The organism is Luteolibacter sp. (genome assembly GCF_039920825.1).
In the GTDB taxonomy this organism is placed as follows: domain Bacteria; phylum Verrucomicrobiota; class Verrucomicrobiia; order Verrucomicrobiales; family Akkermansiaceae; genus Luteolibacter.
In genome coordinates this window covers 174,689-190,831 of record NZ_JBDSCX010000070.1, presented here as the reverse complement: position 1 = coordinate 190,831, position 16,143 = coordinate 174,689, and the positions used below count along the sequence as shown (strand labels likewise).

Sequence of the window (16,143 nt, the reverse complement as noted above, 5' to 3'; positions counted from 1 at the left end):
CGACGCCTTCACAGCCGGACTGGCGGAGTTCCTCATAGGTTTCCCGCGGGTCGTTGGGACCAACGGCGGTTCTGGCCCCGGGTCGGCCGATTTCTCCATGGACAAGTCTCCGGGCCGATCTTAGATACCTTTTTGACTTGAGCGAGCTCACCAGAATTTTGCAAGCGGCCAACGGGAGTGGAAGTCTCGTTTCGGCGGAACTTCTACCGCTGGTATACGACGAACTGCGGAATCTGGCCAAGAAACGGATCTCAAAAGCGGAGCCCGGCCAGACGCTGCAGGCGACGGCGCTGGTCCACGAGGCGTGGATCAAGCTCTCGGGCGACGACGAGCGCTCGTGGAGCGACCGCGCCCATTTTTTCCGTGCCGCAGCGCAGGCGATGCGGCACATCCTGGTGGACAGGGCTCGGGCCAAGGCAAGCCTGAAACGAGGGGAAAATCCCGAAGTTCTCGACATCCATGTCCACGGCCTTGAAGTGGCGGACACCACACTCGACGAACGGGTGTTGCTGGTCGATGAAATGATGAATCGCCTGGAGCAGGAAGACCCGGAAAGCGTGCGGGTGATTTCCCTCAAGTTTTTCGGCGGCCTCACTAACAAGGAGATTGCGGCGATGGACGGGGTGGCGGAGCGCACGGTCGAACGTCACTGGGCCTATGCGAAAACGAGGCTATACCAAATGATCCGAAAGGAAACGGGAGATGACGCCGGCGATTGACAAGCTGCTCTTCGCGGCCGCGTTGAACTTTGCCGCGAGGGAGGATCGGCGGGTTTTTCTCGAGTTTGCCTGCCGCGGAGACGAGGCCCGGCTCAAGCGGCTGGAGGAGATGTTGGAAATCCAGCAGGATGCGGACGAGTTTTTCGACCTCCAGCCGGAAGTGGCGGAGGTCACCGAGTCCTCGGAGGAGCAGGGGGAGGAAGGAGGTGTCGGCGCGCGCATCGGGCCCTATCGTTTGATGGATCGTCTCGGTTCCGGCGGCTGTGGAGTGGTCTATCTGGCAGAGCAGTCGTCACCCGTGAAACGCAAGGTCGCGTTGAAAATCATCCGCCTCGGGATGGATACGGAAAATGTGATCTCCCGCTTCGCATTGGAACGCGAGGCGCTGGCGCTAATGGACCATCCGAACATCGCGCGGGTGTTGGATGCCGGCGCCACTGTTTCGGGTCGGCCGTATTTCGTGATGGAGTTGGTGGACGGAGAAAAGATCACGGATTTCTGCGACCGCAACTCCCTTGGATTGCGCCAGCGTCTGGAGCTTTTCATCCTCGTCTGCGAGGCCATCCAGCACGCGCACCAGAAAGGGGTGATCCACCGCGATATCAAGCCCTCCAACGTGCTCGTCCGGGAGCACGACGGCAGGGCGGAACCCAAGGTGATCGACTTCGGAATCGCCAAGGCAACCGCCGGCAATCTCGACGCGGACGCGACAGTGACCAAGTTCGGCCAGTTCATCGGCACCCCCGCTTACATGAGTCCGGAACAAGCGGAGGGCGGTGTGGACATCGACACCCGCAGCGACATTTACAGTCTGGGGGCCCTGCTCTGCGAGTTGCTAACAGGAAGCCCTCCTTTTAGATTCGAGCAATTCAAAGACCTGGGCCCGGAAGAAATCCGGAGCATCCTGCGGGATCAGGAAACCGGCAGGCCCTCGGCGCGGCTGCGGCAAATCCCGACGGACGAAATCGGAATGATCGCCGGCCAACGTGGGGTCGATCCGCAGAAGCTGCCTTCATTGCTTGCCGGTGATCTTGATTGGATCGTGATGAAGGCGATCGAGAAAGACCGCCAGCGCCGCTATGAGACGGCCAACGGTCTGGCGATGGATGTGAGTCGTTATCTATCCGAAGAGCCGGTGCTGGCCCGACCGCCGAGCAACAGGTATCGCTTTACGAAGCTGGTCCGTCGCAACCGGATCACCTTTGCCGCGGGAAGCATTGCGTTGTTCGGACTGCTCGGCGGCTTCGGAGTTTCGACATGGTTGTTTTTTCGGGAACGGTACGCCCGCCAGGAGCAGGCGCGGTTGCATGTCGTGGCGGAACAGGCCAGAGCTAACGAAGTGCGCTTGTTGGAAGATGCGAATCTCGCGACGCAGGCGGCGGTCTTCCTGAAATATAACGAGAAAGAGCAGGCGGACAAACTGTTGGACGGATTGCCCGCGGAAAGGGTGCCGCGCTCGCTGGAATCCGCCAATACCTTCACCACGCTGGCGAACTGGAACCTAACACAACAGCGGTGGAAGAAAGCGGCGGAACGCTTCAATCTGCTGGCCCATGTGGTCACCAGCGTGGATATGAAGGACTCGGACCGGGTTTCCTTTGAATTGCTGCCCGCCATCACGGCCGTCAGCACGTGGGGCGAACCCGGGCAATACGACCAGCTCCGCAAGCTGGCGATCAAGCGTTTCGCCAACTCGGCCAACCCGATCGTGGCCGAGCAGGTGATCAAAGCCTTGCTGTTGGAACCCGCTGACTCTAACACGCTGAAGGAAACACTGCCGCTGGCCCAGGTGATCGAGGCCTCGCTCGCCGGGCCCCAAAAGGAAAAGGATCCGCACATGGTGGCTTGGAGGCAGTTTTCCCTCGCGCTGATGTCATACCGCCAAGGCAACCTGAAGGCGGCTGAAGATTGGGCACGACGCAGCTTGTCCGCGGCCACAAACAGTCCGGCGCGAGCCGCCTCCAATTGGGCTGTCCTCGCCATGGCGGACCTGAAACAGGGCAGGATTCCCGAAGGCCGCACCGAGTTGGCGGACTTGCGGAGACAGATCGACCGCTGGGAGGCTGAACCTTTTCGCATCAACGATTCCGAGGGCTATCTTTGGTCGAACTGGGGAATCGTCCGGCTCCTTGTCGAAGAAGCGGAACAGATGCCGGAAGCGGAGAAGAACTGATTTCAATGGGTGAAAATTTCTTGTCGGCATTTGCCCGCGGAATCCGTTTGTCGAATTGGGTGGAGCACCCATTGAACTCTTCCCGTCCGTGAACCCAAAACCCTCATCCATAAAATCCAAAAACAGCTCCACTTCCGCCTTCAACCGGGCGGCACTGCTTGTGATTGCCCCAGCCGTTTCCCGCACTCATTTCTAACCGGATTGTTGGAATTACAAACTCGATGAAAACCCTCTTCTTCCATCTTTCCTTGCTTGGCCTCGCCTCCTCGGCATTCGCCGCGCCTCCCGTAACGTCGGGATTGAAGCTGCAATTCGACAGCGCCAACCTCGATTCGCTCGGCAACACCACCCTGCTCGACGGCCAAACCGTCACTGCATGGAAAGACCTTTCCGGCAGCGGCTTCCATTTCGACACCCTCAAGGGCACGCCGACATACATCCAACCCGGCCCCGGTTTCGGAGGCTTGCCGGTCGTTGCATTCCAGCCGGGCGATTTCAATGGTGCGGACTACCTGAGCAGGGCCGCCGCTCCCATCACGGCCTATCCATTTACGGTGTTTGCCGTAGTCCGCTCCAACACGACGAGAAATGCGGTGATCTTCTCGCTCGTGGATTCCGCCAGCAACGAAAAGTCGGCGGGCATCCGCTTCGTCTCGGAAGACACCGGCGGTCCGGGCCACATCAGTCTCTTCCGCCGCAATCCCACGTGGACCGAAGCTCCCTCGACCACCGCTTTCAACGACAACCAACTCCACGTTGTCACCGCACGGTTTTTCAGCTCCACCTTGGCGCGGCTCTATGTGGACGGCGTCCTGGTGGCGACTTCCACCGCCCCGGTCACCCTGCCGGCTTTCAATCGGTTCGACATGGGAAACAACGGCCGCAACAATACCGCCACCGATCCGTATGAAGGCCAGATCGCCGAGGTGCTTGTCTACAACCAGGACATCACCAACGCCAGCCGCACGCAGACCGAGGATTACCTCACGCAAAAATGGATCACCGGCAGCTCCGGCATTGCGGCTTCGCAGGAGTCGGTTGATTTCGGCTCGGTGGCGCTGAATGACACCCAAAGCCGCACGGTCACGGTTACGGCCGTTGGCGCAGCGGATACGGACATCACTATTTCGGGAATCAATCCGGCCTCGCTGGGAGACTTCACTCTCCGCACCTTTCTCAACGACGTGGAATTCAACCCTGCCGACACCACCCGCTACCCGCTCACTCTATCAAAAGCAGCGAACGACCAGCTCCGGTTCGTCTCCGGAATTCATCCGACTGCCGCAAAGCCCGCTTACCAAGGTTCCGTTCACGTTCTGAGCAGTGCACCTAACAAACCGGACCTGCTTCTGAGCTTCGCCGCACAAGCACAGAACCGGATCGGCGTGCCTGACTACACCAGCCACAGCGCGGAGGGAAACCTCATTCATTTCGATCTGGCAGGCGGAGCGAAGGTGCGGCTCACGCTGAATACCGATCGCATGGCGCGTGTGCAGTATTCGCCGGACGGAGTATTCCGCGCAGACAATCTGCCGGATTTGTTCATGGTCCAGAAATACGATTGGGCTCCAGTGTCCTACACCATTCAGGACCACGGCACCTACATTGGCATTCATACGGCCGCCATGACGGTCCGGGCGCAGAAGAGCCCCTTCCGATTGCAAATGTACGATGCGGCTAACACCACTTTGATCGCCAAGGATGCTGATCGGGAAGGCATGTATGCCGAGCTGGGCAAACGCGGTGTGACGCGTGTGGAAAACGGCGCTAACAACGCACGCTTCGGCTTCGGCAGCGGAGACCATGGCCACTCGCGGCCACTGAACAAAAGCGCGGGCTATGATCAATACACCGTCACGCACGGCCGCACCTGCGTGCCGTTCTTCATGAGCACGGCGGGTTACGGCGTGTTCCTGAACACCGTGGAGAAAGCCACCGCGTTCGATGCGGCGGGGGGATTTCAGACGGACAACTTTCTCGATTACTGGTTCATGGCCGGGGATTTCAAAAAAGTGCTCGGACTTTATAGCGAGCTAACCGGGAGGATGAATCTTTTCCCGAAATGGGCCTATGGATTCATGCTTTCCAAATATGGCAACGACAACGCCACACAGGCCGAATTCTCCCAATGGATCCACCGGCTGCGCGATGAAGATTATCCGACCGACGCCTACGTCTTCGACTTCGGCTGGCGTGGTGGAAAATTCAACGCACACCACTGGGATACGACGCGTTTCCCGGATCTATCAGCGATGTTTGCTGAATCCAGGCAACTCGGTTTCCACGTCGGTCTCCATAACAACAAAGGCACGCCCGAAGCCGGCGATGGAAATTTCACCAACCCGACCGTCGCCGAAAACTGGTGGCAGGCGCATTGGACGAACGTGATCCAGCCGGGCCACGGCGATTGGTTCTGGCCGGACGAATTCGATGTCTCGGGCGACAACCTGATGGCCAACCGCGCGGCGAAAACCGTCCACGAGCGATGGCTCCAGCAAACCACGGAGCAGCGCCCGATGTTCTTCACCCGCGGCGGATTCGCCAATCATCATTTCTCCGCCACCTGGTCGGGCGACATTCCTAACAACCTTGCGGAAATGAGCGAGCAGATCTCCGGAACACTCGCCCTCGGGCTTTCCGGTTATCCTTGGTCATCGAACGATCTGGGCGGTTTCTTCGCGAAACCAGCGGACGATCTTTACATCCGCTGGGTCACCCAGTTCGGAGCGTTCAGCGGCATCATGCGCGCGCACGGTCACGATGGCCGCGAACCATGGTTGTATGGCGCGCAGGCTCAGGAAAACCTCCGCCGCTATTTAAAAATCCGCTACCGGCTGTTTCCCTACATTTACACCACCGCCTGGCAGGGCACCGATCAAGGCATCCCGATGATGCGGGCGATGGCACTCGAACATCCGGCTGATCCCTCGGCGTGGACCCAGGACAAACAATATTATTTCGGCGATTGGTTGCTCGTCGCGCCCGCTCTTTCCACCAGCACCGCCAATGTCTCGGTCTGGCTGCCGGCGGGGAAATGGTATGACTTCTTCAATCCATCGGCTAGCTACAATGGAGGACAAACCATCACGGTTACGGCCACGCTCGATCAGATCCCGGTCTTCGTGAAGGAAGGGGCGATCATTCCCACCGGTCCTGATATTTCGCATGCCGATGAAAAGGCCTTGGATCCCCTAACGGTCGAAGTCTATCCCGGAGCTTCACCCACCTCCTACAGCCTTTACGAGGATGATGGCATCACCCGCCACTATCAGCTTCAGGGCGCATACAGCCTCACGAAATTCGACACCAGCTGGCCGCAGGAAAATTCGTTACGTTTCACCAAGGAAGCCATCCAATCCGGAAATTCCGCCGTGTATTCCCCGGCGCTTCCCCGCGCCACCGTCGTGCGGGCGAACCGCTGGACCCGGAAGCCGAAAATGGTTCTCATCGGCAGCGCCCAAATCCCGGAAGCCGCGTCCGAAGCAGCCCTTGCCACCATGAACCTCGGATGGTTCTGGTCTGCGGAAGCCAATCAACTGCTCATCCGTTTCATCGACGACGGAAGCGAACGCAAGATCGTCGCCAGTGTCGCTTTGCTCGATAGCGATGGCGACGGACTGGACGACCTGCGCGAATCCGGACTCGGCACCGATATCTACAAGACGGATAGCGACGGCGACGGCCAGAGCGATTTCATGGAAGTCGCATTCGGAAGATCACCCGTCGATCCCTCCGCCCGCGTCACGCTCACCAGTGAAATCGCCGCCAGCCAGCCGGGCATCTTCCGGATCACTTGGCCGAGCGTCCCGGGCAATATTTATCAGATCCAGAAATGGCAGGAGAACACCACTCCGCCGTGGACCACCATCGCCGAACGAATCGCCACCGGCAGCATCACCGAGTTCCTCTACCCGATGGCCAGGCCTTGCGGGATGTTGCGGGTCAACGCGGGGTAGCCGCTGCCCTCCATCAAATCCACCCAACCCGATCGATCCTTGTCGTCCTCAAACACCGCCTTGCCCCCGTCGCCACGGGCCATCATATGGCCAACCGTGCCAGCAGCCTCGTATCGCAAGGGTCTTGCCATGCCACCACGGAAATCACTTCTGGTTAGGACTTCAATGCGTGTTAGTCGGGACCGCCCCCTTCGACTGACCCCTTCGACGGGTTGTTCGGCTTCTTGATTTGTTCATTTGGCGGCGATGAAAAACGTCTTCTTGGTAACACCGTGACCAAATGATCGTGCATCAAAAGTTGAGTCTATCGTCAGTCCTGCTTTGGGGGTGATCTGCGCTGTTACTAGATAGCTGGAATGATGCTCGGACAGCCGGATCACAGATCCCGCATGCAGAGTGAAGGCTTCTTCCGGCTTCGAACGTCGCGGCTCAGACGTCCCTACAGTAACCATCCAGGCAATGGTTGCGGGCAGTGTGGCAATAATTGCGCCGTCACGGACTACGATAGATTGAAACGGTGATCTGTCGACAGGGGCCGTAACTGGAGAATCACATCCGCCCGTCATTACGCCAATAAATGTAGTTAATAGAAATGTAGCCAGTTTCATGATCTGAAATTCTTGCCGAACGTTTGAAGTGTGTCACGGCGGATGAAAGGCGTCCAGAGCGAAGCGAACTAGTGGCGTTGGCCGCCGTTGCCACCACTGGTTTGTTCGGATTATGGATTTATTGGAATGTTGCTTTGGGGATAAGTAAAGACTTCAGGTTCTCGCAGAACTTGAGTGCTGATGAGTCTCCTCCAAATTTCAAGCGTATCGTTTGGATTTTTGGCGAATAGAATTTGAGCACGATTAACGATCCATCCTTCAAATTGCTGCCTATACGCATAATTTCGTGTTTTTCGACGAATCGTTGTCTCTCTTCGTCAATGTAGAGAATAATTCCTAGTGGACCATACCCAAACCAGCAAGTATGCTTAACACTATAGCCTCGTAGAAATTTCGATAGCCAAGATCTGCTCTCAATGTCGCTTCCCATGAACGGTAGTTCGCTTCCCATGAACGGTAGTTGAAAACAACCGGAAATCTCTTTGCCCTCGGACAACTTACGAAAGCCAACAGGAGCAACTTCAAGATTAGCTCTTCCCATATCCAGGATCTTCTCTGCCCCCCGTGACCGATTGGCTACAATATCTAGGAGTGATGCAATCGTGTGAAGCATATTATATTTTCTGCCGAACGTCAGAGCGCACGTAACCGGCGCGATTGGAGGTGAAGGATCATGAAATTGAAGTGCTTATGGCCGGTTACGTGACGCGCCTCCATGAGAAGGCAGTCAAACAGAAATTGAAGTTTACTTCAACACGAGTTTCTTGGGACGTTGGAGTTCATTGGGTTGGAGATACAGGCGGGACAAGGGATCTCCCCCCGCCTCCCCTGGGGGACGGGAGGGGAGAAGCCCCCGGAAGGGGGTTTGGGGGCGAAATGAATCGCGGTCGAGCGGGCGTCCGCTCGGCGGGGTGCGGGGCGGCAGCCCCGTGATTGATAGAGGTGGTGAAACATTGGATTCAGGCTTCCATTCGCACTCTTCGCTGCGGCGCTCGCGCCGATGATGTTAGCGTGGTGCATGTATTGATCCGGTGTTTCCAAAAAGGGAAGGAACGTCACATTCTTGTTCCCGCACTCGGCACGGGGCCGGTGCTGGCGTGGCGTCGTGATCGTTCCAAATCGTTTCGATCTTGTTTCATCGGGAAAATGGTTGGATGGAATCAGGCGATCCCGCGTTCGGGTTCATAGAGTTCTTCGTCATACCACAGGGCGAGCATCAGCACCGCGAGTTTGCGGGCGATGGCGATGACGGCTTTCTTCTTCGCCCTTCCGCCGCCCCGCTCGGCGAGCTTGAGTCCCTGGCGCTTCAACGCACAGTCCGGACCAAAGGGGCCGAGGATGTATTGCGCGGCGTTGACCAGCAGCCTGCGCATGTAGGAGTCGCCGGCTTTGCTGATTCGGAGCTGTTTGTCGGTGTCGCCGGATTGGTCGCGTTTCGGCACCAGACCGAGGTATGCGGCCACGTCGCGGCGGCGGCGGAAGCGTGTTGGATCGCCAATCGTGAGCACGAAAGTCAGCGATGTCAGCGTGCCCACGCCCGCGATCTGGGTGAGGTATTCGGTTTCCGGATACTTCTCGCTGGCCGTGGTTTCGATGGATTTTTCGAACTCCCGGATTTGCAATGTTAGGGAATCGAGCACCACGAGCGATGGCTCTATCAACGCGAGGACGGTGGGGTTTTCGGCACGGAGGGCCTTGCGGGCATACCGGGCGAAACAGGCGGTGTTCGGAGAATTGAGTCTGATGCCCAGGCTTTTGAGGGTGAAGCGGACCGAGGAGATGATGTCCACCCGCTGGCGCACCAGGTTGTCGCGCAGCTTGATCTGGAGGAGGTCGAGCTGCATGTCTTCGGTGCCGTGCTCGACGGGATGGAGCAGTTTCTCGTCGGTGCGGGCGATGCGGGCCAGCATCTCGGCGTCCTTCCTGTCCGATTTGCGGTCGTTTTGATAGATGGCGCGGACCTTGCGCGGGTTGGCGACGAGAACCCGGTGGCCGAGATCGCTCAGGAAACGGCTGATCCACGGGCTTTGCATCCCGACCTCCATCACCATCAACGCTCCGGGATGGCGCTTGCTGAGCGCCGTGAGGCTCGGGCGGGTGTTGGTGATGGCTTCCTCCTTGAGAACCTCGCCTTTGGAATCTAACACGCAAACGGAGTGCTTGCGGTCACCAAGGTCGAGTCCGACGGTTCTGGTAGATGATGTGTTTTTCATGGCAGCGGTAGTTTACCACAACGCGCAACTCGCGCCTGCTGCCTTCTCATCTATTCTTGTTAGCGTCTTATGATTGCTTGGGCTTCGTCCGCTGCGATAGCCACGATAGCTCCAGATTGGAATGCGAATGCTCTCAGCCAGTCACTCTGCGGCTCCCCTTCGAACACCATCACTCCATCACACCAGTCTTCGTCTGTCCAGTAACCAGCGCTCGAAAGGCAGTCGTCTTCGGTAAATGGCATCTCTGGATCGCGCGGCATGAAGCGAAAACTTGAGACTCCAATGAAGACCAACTGCACTTGAGAAGGCTCGGTGGCCGGAACCCAATCGTCACTTCTCCGATTCCAAGTGAGAGTCGCCCTCCGCTCAGAAAGCAAATAGACCATCTCGGTGAACTGGTGGTTGTTGTGCAGATCGAAAGCATCTCCACCGCTCGCCAAGTAGATCGCGTCTTGGATGGTGAAGTCTTCTTTCATTCTTCGCTAACAGTCTTTATTAGCTGGGTCAGCATATCGCAGGAGTGCGATATCCGATCCGCTGTCATTGGCTAGAGCCAAGCGCTTTAGTCCATGGGCGTCAACGGAATCCGCCGATGGCAGCTCGGAGGGTGGAGCAGAAGCTGCGAGAGATTCCGACGATCTTCGAGAGTTCCGAAGCCGTTGGATACGACCGTTTTCGCGATCCGGGCTTTCCGGCATGGGCGATCTTCCTCGAAAGCGAAGGAACCGGAAATTACCCCGGACCCCTCCGGCAACCAACCACGCAATGCATCCACTTCATGGGAGAGCTCATGACACATAGCCCCTCCATCAACCTTAAAAGGAAAATAAGAACCACAGATCACACAGAGGACACGGATAAAAAGCGAGTTATGAAAGACACGGCACTCATCCTCCGGTTGATTACCTCAAATCCCATACCCATCCATTATCTGTGTTTATCTGCGTTATCTGTGGTTCAATTTTCTTTTCCAGGATCAAGGATAGGGAAAAAGGAATCTCACCACTTCAGCCTTGTGCGGTCGGGGTCGTTCGGATCGTAATTCCGGAAATCGGTGGCGCGGAGCACGCGGATGGCGACCGCCAACAAAAGCCCCACACCTAACAAACCACCGGCGGTTGCGCCGAGAAGCGTCCAGAAGACGTGATCAAAATGCCGCGCGTCCGCCGGCAGAACGAACCATTTGACCAGTCCGAACCCGCCTGCCGCCATGACACCGCCGGGCAGTATCGCAAGCGTGCCGATGAAGCATCCGGCAGGAGTGCTTTTGGTGGGCGCGGTCATCCAAATCGGAACGGAAACGCCCCACTTGTTAGCTCACAAGCAAATCCGCCGGAACAGCACGTCGAGCGGAAGCTGCATCCCGATATAGAAGTCGCCGAACTCGCCGTAGCGGGCGGTGACTTCGTCGAAGCGCATTTCATAGACGATGGATTTCACGTCGATGGTGTCCTTGGCGAGCAGGGTGACGCCCCATTCGTATTCATCAAGGCCGGTGGAGCCGGTGATGAGCTGGAGGATGCGGCCGGAGTAGGTGCGGCCGACGCGGGCGTGGCCGGCCATGAGTTTTTTCCGGGCTTCGTAATCGAGCGCATACCAGTTGTCACCGCCGTTACGGCGCTTGGACATCGGATAGAAACAGATGACGGGCCAGTCGGGTAGGACCGGATAGAGCCGGTGTTTGAGGTAGTGCGCCATGCGCTCGTCGAATTCCTTGAGCCCGGCCTCGAACTCGGGCGTGCCTTCCGCAAGGCCCTTTTCGCCGATCAGAGTCTCCGCGGAATATTGTTCGCGGGTGGTGGTGTATTCCGAGCTCTCGGTCTGGGAGAGATAGGAATAGGTCGGGCTGAGGATTTCCGGTCCGAGTGAGAGGCTGAGTTGTTTCTCGAAAATATTCGCCACCTGGAGATCGGGTGTTAGAAGCATGAATCCGAGATCCGCCTTGGGTGTGGCGATGGAGAAAATGAGCAGGTGGGTATCCGGCGTGGCGCGGATTTCCTGAACGAGTTCGGTGAGGCGGGTCTTGGCCTGGCGTTTTTCCTCGTCGCTGTAGAGCGCCCATTGCGCGTGATCGACATGATAGAAAAGGTGCATGACGTGCCAGCCTTCGCGCGGCACCAGTGGAGTGACTTCTTGATTGGACATGAGAGATGGGATTCAGCGCCGGTCGGAGGCGATGTTCATTTCGAAGAGTTTCTTGAACGCCGTTGTGGGGGAATCCTCCGACGGTGCTTCGAGGACCTCGATGGTCCACGGCTTGCTTTGCCCGGTGCGGTAGGCGGCGTGCATTCCCATGTCCGAGAATCCGTCGGTGGCGGAGAGTTGGAATTTCATCCCTTCACCGCGGACGGTGCGGCTGACGGCATCGCCGACGAGTTCGCCGTCGCTGTTGCGGAAGAAAACGCGGATCGCCGCCGGGCCGCCGCTGGTGACGAGGTTGACCACGGGAATCAGCAGGGCATCACGGCGGACAGTGTCGGCATTCGCCCCGGAGATGATCGGCGTCCGCCAAAAGGTGACTGCGGAAGTTACACTGACTTTGCCGCCTTGAATCGGGAAATCCTTGGCCTCCACCCGTTCGGCGCCGGTCGGGAGACGGCTGATGGTATTGAAATAAAACACTCCGCTGGCGATCAGGATGATCACCACCAGGGCGACGAGACCGATCTGCTCCACTTTGGTTAGATTCAACTTCGGACGGATTGAAATTTCCGCCTGATCCGTTTTGGCCTTTGAGGAAAATTCTTCCCGCTCATCTGCGGGAGCGGTCGAGGCTGGTGCGGGGACGTCCAAGGACTCCGGTTCTGGAACGGGCTCGGGTTTTACCGGCTCCACTTTCGCAGCGGGAGTTTTTTCACGAGTCACCTTCACGGGTTCCTCGACCGGTTCCGTTTCATCCCAGCCATCGAGATCATCAAAATCGGTGCCGGGTTTCGAGTGACCGGACGCAGGAGCCTGATTGAGCGGGGATTTCAATGGACGCGAGCTTTTGCCTTTCCGGTTGAGGCTGACATTTCCGCTGTCGCCGTTGCCAGCATCCTGACGCGGAATACCGGCTCCGGAATTCGAAGGAGTGGGCGTTTCCCCTGTTTCCCGAGGAACTGGAATCGTCTTGGCGGGTTTCGCGACCACCTGTGGCGGAGGCTCGCCCTGAGGATCGACGTCATCGAAGGCCCATAAATCCATCTCCGTCGTGTCCTTGGCGAGATTGCCCATATTCGGCCGGTGCCGGGGTGGAAGGGCGGATCCGTCAGGGGATGAAGGTGGCTGGGGTGTCATGGCGGGGCGCTCCGGGAGTAATTAAAGCCGGGACTCCGACTTGACCAGTGCGAAAGGCGAATCCGAAGTTCCGGAAAAATCCAGTTGCATCGAAGCCTGCGGAAAGGCATCGAAGGGGTGTAATTCCTTTTATACTCCATGGCTGACCGCGAAGACAAGAATGTGGAAAACGTGACCGGCAAGTTCTACGTGGACAGCCAGTGCATCGACTGTGACCTGTGCCGGGAAACCGCGCCGAACAATTTCACCCGCGCCGACGACGAGGGGTATTCCTTTGTTTTCAAACAACCGGAAAACGCCGAGGAACTCGCCCAATCCCGCGAAGCCATGGAAGGCTGTCCGGTAGAAGCCATCGGCGAGGACGGCGACGCTTAAGCGCCCTCCCGTCATGAAAAAGCAGCCGCGCCCTGGAAAAATCCGAGAGGAAATCCTGCGGGAATGGCGCGGTGCCGACGAACCGGCCGATCTCAACGCCGGCATCCATCTCGCGGAAAAATTCATTTCCGCCATCCTCCGCGCCGCCGGAGCCGAAGACGGCCTGCACGAAGACCAGGTCCGCGCGACGTGGAAAGACCTCGCCGGGGATTTCATCGCCCGCCACACCGAGCCGATTTCCGTCAAAGGAGGAAATCTCGTCCTGCGCGTCACCCAGCCAGCGCTGCGCTTCCAACTCGAGCAGATGAAGCCCATGCTCCTCAAGCGCATCCGCGAACAACTCGGCGAAGGACGCATCAAGACCATCAAATTCCAACTCGGTTAACCCACCCGTGAAGACTTACCGCAAAGGCGCAGAGGTCGCGAAGGAACGCAGAGTTTTGGAGATTGTTTGTTTCCCGCCACCCACTTCTCTTTCTCCGCGCCCCTTTGCGGTAAATCCAAATTTCTTTGTCCATGTTTAGAAACCTCATCTTCGATTGGTCCGGCACACTCGTGGACGACCTCGGACCGGTCATCGAGGCGACCAACGTGGTGTTGGAAAAATACGCCATCGCCAAGCTCGACCGCGAGGCCTTCCGCCGGTGCTTCCGCCTGCCCTATCGGGAATTTTACGCCGAGCTGCTGCCTAACATTCCGCTGGAAGAACTTGAGGCCCATTTCCGCCCGGCGTTCGACAACGCGGTCACTCCCGTCACCGTCCTCCCCCACGCCCGCGAAAAACTCGAATGGTGCACCGCCATCGGCATCCGCACCTTCGTTCTAACGTCCATGGACACGCTGGCCTTCGAGCGCCAGATGGACGATTTCGGGTTCCGCCACCATTTCGAGGCCACCTACTCCGGCGTATTGGACAAGCGGGAAATCATCCACAAAATCCTCGAAACCCACAGCCTCAATCCCGCCGAAACCGCCTTCGTCGGCGACATGACGCACGATGTCGAAACCGCCCGCCATGGCGGCATTTCCTCGATCGCCGTGCTCACCGGCTACAACCACGCGGAAATCCTCGCTGCCGTTAGACCGGACATCACCGTGCCCGACCTCGGCGTCCTGCGCACGCTGCTAGATCGTCGCCGCAGCGTTTCCCGTCCCGTTTCCACCGTCGGCGCGTTGATCCACGACGGCGCCGGCCATGTCCTCATGGTCCGCACCCACAAGTGGGGCAACCGCTGGGGAATCCCCGGCGGAAAAATCGAACGCGGCGAGCCGGCCACCGCCGCCCTCCGCCGCGAGATCCGCGAGGAAACCGGCCTTGAGATCCGCGACATCGAGTTCGCCCTTGTCCAGGATTGCATCGACTCACCCGAGTTCATGCGCCGCGAGCATTTCATCCTGCTCAACTACGTCGCCCGCGCGACCACCACCGCCGTCACCCTCAACGACGAAGCCGAAGAATTCCGCTGGCTCTCTCCATGCGACGCGCTCTCACTCAATCTCAACCACCCCACCCGCGTTCTTCTGGCGGATGCCGTCAATCAAGGGAAAATTCCTTCCTGAATTTCATTGCGGAGATCAATGCCCGGTCGGAGGGGCGGATGAGGCTCGAAAATAACCCACAAAATTAAACGTTTTATTTTCTCCTTGTCACCCTTCGTGCCCAAGCCCTTCCATGGACAATACCCATTGCCGAACCCATGAGATCCATTCGTCCAAAGACGCTCGCCCTTCCGCTTTTCCTGTGCATCGGATCGCTCGCGGCCGAGCCCTCGCTGAAGGACACCTACAAGGACAAATTTCTCATCGGAGCGGCGCTGAATCCCTCCTACTACGCGAACGAAACCTCGCCCCGGAGCCAGCTCGTCAAAACCCAGTTCAGCAGCATCACTCCGGAAAACGTGATGAAATGGGAGCCGATCCATCCGAAGCCGGGGCAATACAGGTTCGAGGCAGCCGACCGATTCTTGGATTTCGGAGTGAAAAACGGCATGTTCGTGGTCGGCCACACGCTCGTCTGGCACCAGCAGACGCCTAAATGGGTTTTCGAAGATGAGAAGGGAGCCCCTCTGACCCGCGATGGATTGTTAGAGCGGATGCGCGAACACATCCACACCTTGGTCGGACGTTACAAGGGACGGATCAAGGGCTGGGATGTCGTCAACGAGGCGTTGAACGAGAACGGCACGCTCCGCGATTCGCCATGGAAGAAGATCATCGGCGACGATTTCGTTCAAAAGGCGTTCGAATACGCCCACGAAGCCGATCCCACGGCGGAACTCTACTACAACGACTATCGACTCGAAGTCCCGGCCAAGCGCGATGGCGCGGTCGCTCTCGTCAAAAAAATCAAGGCGGCGGGCGTGCCCGTCACCGGCATCGGCATCCAGGAACATGTCACTCCCGTCTGGCCGGCCTCCAACGATCTCGAGGCCTCGATCACCGCCTTCGGCCAACTCGGGCTCAAGGTGATGATCACCGAACTGGATGTGGACATGCTCCCCGGCAGCAAGAAATTCGGAGACGCCGATATCAGCCGCCGCGAGGCCGCGGACCCCGCGTTCAATCCCTATCCGAAAGAGCTGCCTCCCGAAGAACAACAAAAGCTCGCCCGCCGTTATGCGGAGTTGTTCGGGATCTATCTGAAACACCGCGGCACAATCACGCGCGTCACGCTTTGGGGAATCAACGACGGAGAATCCTGGCTGAACAATTTCCCGATTCCCGGCCGCGTCAATCATCCCCTGTTGTTTGACCGCGCCCTCCACCCGAAGCCCGCCTTCGGAGCCGTGATCGACGCCGCAAGCCGGTGAGCTCCTTCAG

The 16,143-nt window shown here is 58.2% G+C and carries 14 protein-coding genes; 7 read left to right on the top strand and 7 right to left on the bottom strand.

All coding sequences use genetic code 11. The features are described 5' to 3' along the window. Nucleotides 1–137: 137 nt before the first annotated feature. From ABIQ96_RS20960 to ABIQ96_RS20950, 3 genes are all read left to right on the top strand, one after another. The gene (locus ABIQ96_RS20960) at nucleotides 138–719 is read left to right on the top strand and encodes an ECF-type sigma factor (protein WP_348216594.1); all 582 of its coding nucleotides are present in this window, start codon (nucleotides 138–140) and stop codon (nucleotides 717–719) included. Then, on the top strand, nucleotides 703–2,892 hold the full coding sequence (locus tag ABIQ96_RS20955) for a serine/threonine-protein kinase (protein WP_348216593.1): 2,190 nt from the start codon (nucleotides 703–705) through the stop codon (nucleotides 2,890–2,892). Before ABIQ96_RS20960 ends, ABIQ96_RS20955 begins: the two co-directional genes overlap by 17 nt. Nucleotides 2,893–3,113: 221 nt before the next feature. Continuing rightward, complete coding sequence (locus tag ABIQ96_RS20950; RefSeq protein WP_348216592.1) at nucleotides 3,114–6,848, top strand: TIM-barrel domain-containing protein; 3,735 nt, start codon at nucleotides 3,114–3,116, stop codon at nucleotides 6,846–6,848. On the opposite strand, the gene ABIQ96_RS20945 is transcribed toward ABIQ96_RS20950, so the two are convergent. The 7 genes from ABIQ96_RS20945 to ABIQ96_RS20915 form a co-directional block, all read right to left on the bottom strand. Beyond that, nucleotides 6,800–6,979, bottom strand: coding sequence for a hypothetical protein (locus ABIQ96_RS20945; protein ID WP_348216591.1), 180 nt, complete (start codon nucleotides 6,977–6,979; stop codon nucleotides 6,800–6,802). The genes ABIQ96_RS20950 and ABIQ96_RS20945 overlap by 49 nt on opposite strands. Before the next feature lie 102 nt (nucleotides 6,980–7,081). Then, nucleotides 7,082–7,456 carry a hypothetical protein gene (locus ABIQ96_RS20940; RefSeq protein ID WP_348216590.1) on the bottom strand — a complete coding sequence of 125 codons (375 nt, stop codon included), beginning with the start codon at nucleotides 7,454–7,456 and terminating at the stop codon, nucleotides 7,082–7,084. 1,160 nt (nucleotides 7,457–8,616) lie between these two features. Then, the gene (locus tag ABIQ96_RS20935) at nucleotides 8,617–9,669 is read right to left on the bottom strand and encodes an IS110 family transposase (RefSeq protein WP_348216589.1); all 1,053 of its coding nucleotides are present in this window, start codon (nucleotides 9,667–9,669) and stop codon (nucleotides 8,617–8,619) included. A gap of 59 nt (nucleotides 9,670–9,728) precedes the next feature. Then, nucleotides 9,729–10,145, bottom strand: a complete 417-nt coding sequence (locus ABIQ96_RS20930) for a hypothetical protein (RefSeq protein ID WP_348216588.1) — start codon at nucleotides 10,143–10,145, stop codon at nucleotides 9,729–9,731. Between the two features lie 523 nt (nucleotides 10,146–10,668). Next, nucleotides 10,669–10,953 carry a hypothetical protein gene (locus ABIQ96_RS20925; protein WP_348216587.1) on the bottom strand — a complete coding sequence of 95 codons (285 nt, stop codon included), beginning with the start codon at nucleotides 10,951–10,953 and terminating at the stop codon, nucleotides 10,669–10,671. Between the two features lie 33 nt (nucleotides 10,954–10,986). After that, nucleotides 10,987–11,814, bottom strand: coding sequence for a hydrogen peroxide-dependent heme synthase (hemQ, locus tag ABIQ96_RS20920; RefSeq protein ID WP_348216586.1), 828 nt, complete (start codon nucleotides 11,812–11,814; stop codon nucleotides 10,987–10,989). A 12-nt stretch (nucleotides 11,815–11,826) separates the two neighbouring features. Then, a complete protein-coding gene (locus ABIQ96_RS20915) occupies nucleotides 11,827–12,948 on the bottom strand; it encodes a hypothetical protein (RefSeq protein WP_348216585.1) in 1,122 nt (373 codons plus the stop codon). A gap of 138 nt (nucleotides 12,949–13,086) precedes the next feature. On the opposite strand from ABIQ96_RS20915, the gene ABIQ96_RS20910 reads away from it, so the two are divergent. The 4 genes from ABIQ96_RS20910 (at nucleotide 13,087) to ABIQ96_RS20895 (ending at nucleotide 16,133) form a co-directional block, all read left to right on the top strand. Next, nucleotides 13,087–13,323, top strand: coding sequence for a ferredoxin (locus tag ABIQ96_RS20910; RefSeq protein ID WP_348216584.1), 237 nt, complete (start codon nucleotides 13,087–13,089; stop codon nucleotides 13,321–13,323). Nucleotides 13,324–13,336: 13 nt separating this feature from the next. After that, nucleotides 13,337–13,708, top strand: a complete 372-nt coding sequence (locus ABIQ96_RS20905) for a DUF721 domain-containing protein (RefSeq protein WP_348216583.1) — start codon at nucleotides 13,337–13,339, stop codon at nucleotides 13,706–13,708. Nucleotides 13,709–13,839: 131 nt separating this feature from the next. Beyond that, nucleotides 13,840–14,883, top strand: a complete 1,044-nt coding sequence (locus ABIQ96_RS20900) for an HAD hydrolase-like protein (RefSeq protein ID WP_348216582.1) — start codon at nucleotides 13,840–13,842, stop codon at nucleotides 14,881–14,883. Between the two features lie 137 nt (nucleotides 14,884–15,020). After that, nucleotides 15,021–16,133, top strand: a complete 1,113-nt coding sequence (locus ABIQ96_RS20895; protein ID WP_348216581.1) for an endo-1,4-beta-xylanase — start codon at nucleotides 15,021–15,023, stop codon at nucleotides 16,131–16,133. Nucleotides 16,134–16,143: the final 10 nt, after the last annotated feature.